This window comes from Rhodococcus sp. FG69, from assembly GCF_057808915.1.
Window position 1 is genome coordinate 1 of record NZ_JBMDIX010000088.1, and the last position, 2,815, is coordinate 2,815.

General features: G+C 60.8%; 3 protein-coding genes. 2 read left to right on the forward strand and 1 reads right to left on the reverse strand.

What is annotated here, in order from left to right:
- Positions 1–554: 554 nt before the first annotated feature.
- Together ACODSO_RS29025 and ACODSO_RS29030 are read left to right on the forward strand one after the other, a co-directional pair.
- Entirely contained in the window at positions 555–1,643 is a 1,089-nt protein-coding gene (locus tag ACODSO_RS29025; RefSeq protein ID WP_489040054.1) for an NAD(P)-dependent alcohol dehydrogenase, read from the forward strand.
- Positions 1,644–1,836: 193 nt separating this feature from the next.
- Complete coding sequence (locus ACODSO_RS29030; protein WP_489040056.1) at positions 1,837–2,274, forward strand: QsdR family transcriptional regulator; 438 nt, start codon at positions 1,837–1,839, stop codon at positions 2,272–2,274.
- A gap of 97 nt (positions 2,275–2,371) precedes the next feature.
- Here the strand turns inward: ACODSO_RS29030 and ACODSO_RS29035 are convergent.
- The coding region (locus ACODSO_RS29035; RefSeq protein ID WP_489040055.1) for an alpha/beta hydrolase fold domain-containing protein at positions 2,372–2,815 on the reverse strand (444 nt) is incomplete at its 5' end.

The window sequence follows — 2,815 nt, forward strand, 5'->3', positions numbered from 1 at the left end:
CTGATCAGGCGAACAGCCGCCTCACCCCTGTTGACTACTGCAATCCGCTTGAACATCGCATTCCTTGCTTCGCTAGGAGGTTTCGAACTCCAGGTTCGGGGACACCCGCCCCTCGCGCGCAGCGAGGAGCACATCATGTTCGTGCGATCAGAGTCGCCTATCGCGCCGTCCGTCACCAGCCGTCGAGCGCGACAGCGCGCAGAGGATCGACCAAATTTTGCCATGGACAACGACTTTGACCCACGAACGCACACCTATGACAGCACGACGAATACCGAAGTCACGTGCACATGGATACCGGGAAGTGCACGCACTCGTTCGACGCAACCGCGCGATCCCAGGCTCGAATGGACACTGTCGCCGGACTTCGAACGCAGACAACACGATCGAATGCCCAACCAGCAGACCCTGCGACGAGTCACGGTGTACCTGGCCGGCGTTCCTGAACCGATCCTGTTGCGCAGCGGTCGGTTACAGAATCTATACTCCAGCGACACGGCCACCGTGCGGCCCTGACGCCGTCACACGACCACACGACCGAAGAGGAACCGCAAGTGCACACATCAGCCGCCCTGTCCACTGGCCCGTCCAGCGTGTTCACCCTGACCGACGTCGAACTGTCGGACCTGCACGACAACGAAGTCCTCGTACGCATCGAGGCCGTGGGAGTCTGCCACACCGACCTCACGACCAAGGCATACTCGGTCGACGGGGCACCCGCGCTCTACGGGCATGAAGGTGCAGGAACAGTCGAAGCGGTGGGGTCCGCCGTGGACGGAGTCGCCGTGGGAAACAAAGTCTTGATCAGCTACAGCAGCTGCGGACACTGCACTCGCTGCACCAGCGGCCACCGGTCCTACTGCGAGAAGTTCAACCACCTCAACGCCGCCGGATCGCGCCTCGACGGTAGCTCGACGGTGACACTCGACGGAATGCCGGTGTGGTCGTCGTTCTTCGGACAGTCCAGTTTCGCCCGTCACGCAATTGCCTCGTCGGAGAACGTTGTCGTCGTCGACGACGATGTGGACTTGCTAGCCGCTGCACCGATGGGGTGCGGATTTCAGACCGGCGCCGGTGCAGTGATCAATCTTCTGCGTCCCAGCGACACCTCGAGCGTGGTCGTTTTCGGTGCCGGCGGAGTCGGGATGGCGGCAGTGATGGCGGCGAGGGCGTTGGGTGCGCCCACCGTCATCGCAGTGGACCTGTCGGCACATAGACGTGAGGTGGCCTCAGCTGTCGGGGCGACCCATGTAATCGACGGCGCTGCAACCGATCTTATCGATCAGATTCGCGCGATCACGGGTGGAGGCGCAACCCATGCGCTCGATACCACAGCAGTTCCCGCCGTCATCGGAAGCGCTCTTACCTCTCTTACCGCGCTCGGCACCCTCGTTGCCGTGGGGGTCGGAAACCCGAAGGTAACCATCAACATGATGGATTTGATCGGCAGCGGAAAGACCATCCGTGGGTGCATCGAAGGCGATGCCAACCCGGCTGAGTTGATCCCGCAGCTGCTTCGGTGGCACACCGACGGCAAGTTTCCGGTAGAGAAGATCATCACCGTCTACCCTTTCGACAAGATCAACGATGCGGTCGCCGGCATGCACGACTCTGTCATCAAGCCGGTGCTGCAGGTCCCCTGATCGACTCACGGGTGAGGTGTCGACGAGACCTACCTATAGTGAACCCATGAGGACCGGTGCGAACGGACTCGACCAACCCGCCAGGAAGGCGCGGCGGGAAGACGCGTTCCGCCTGGCGCGTCGCAAGTACCTGTCCGGCGAGAAGATCGACGTCAGTTCCATGGCGCAGGAATTGGGCGTCAATCGTGTCACGATGCATCGCTGGATCGGAACGAAAGACTCACTGCTCGTCGAAGTGATTTGGTCCCTTACCGAGACCAGCATCGTGGCTGCGTGGGAGAAGTTGCGCAACTCACCTGGCCCCCGCGTTCCGGTCGTACTGAGCCAGTTCTTGCGTGACACACTCGAACAGCCCGGCGCGCGCAAGATCGCCCTGACACACGACGAACACTTCATGCGGCTGATGACATTCAGCGACTACGGCTACCACCCACGGCTTGTCGCACTTATTCGGACCTATCTGGCCGAGGACATCGCAGAAGGCCGCATTCGTAGCTCGCTCTCGCTCGACGAGCTTGCATACGCCGCGGTCCGTATCGCCGAGTCCTATCACTACCTTCCGACGATGGCTGGGCAGCCGCCCGATCCGGACGGCGCCGAAAGAACGCTGCGGGAGCTCTTACGTCCGTGACTCGGGGTACTGTCCCCAGTTTGTCAGTTCCTGAGTCTTCGATGGACCGACGATTGCGACTGACGTTGTTCGAGAAGATATTTCACGGGCTATGTTGTCAGAGACGATCCGCGAATCGCTTGATATCGCTGACGCTCGAGAAATGCAGGTCCGGCAATGCCTGTCGAAAAATGAACTCTGCCGCGTGCGTCAAGCCCAGATTGATTCGCCCTTCGACCTCGACACCTGCCCGGAGCAACGCGCGATAGTACGCGAGACCTTCGTCCCGGAGTGGATCCAATTCGTTGACGGTGATGACGTGCGGCGGCAGGCCGACAAGTTCCTCGTCGGCAACGAAGTAGGGCCACGCCAACGGGTTCTCTGCATCCTTCCCGTTGGGATCATAGGTCGCGACCAGGAGGTCCATTGCGTGACAGTCGACGAAATAGCCGTCGTTCTCGACCAGAGAAGGGAGTTCGGCGAGCTTACGAACGTCGCTCCACCCGTATGGTTGGGCCCCCGATAGCAGTCCAGCGTCTATGCGATAGCTAATTGGTTTTCT

Excerpts from the sequence above, each read along its gene's own strand:
- ACODSO_RS29030 (WP_489040056.1), top strand. The coding sequence starts at position 1,837 with ATGCATCGCTGGATCGGAACGAAAGACTCACTGCTCGTCGAAGTGATT.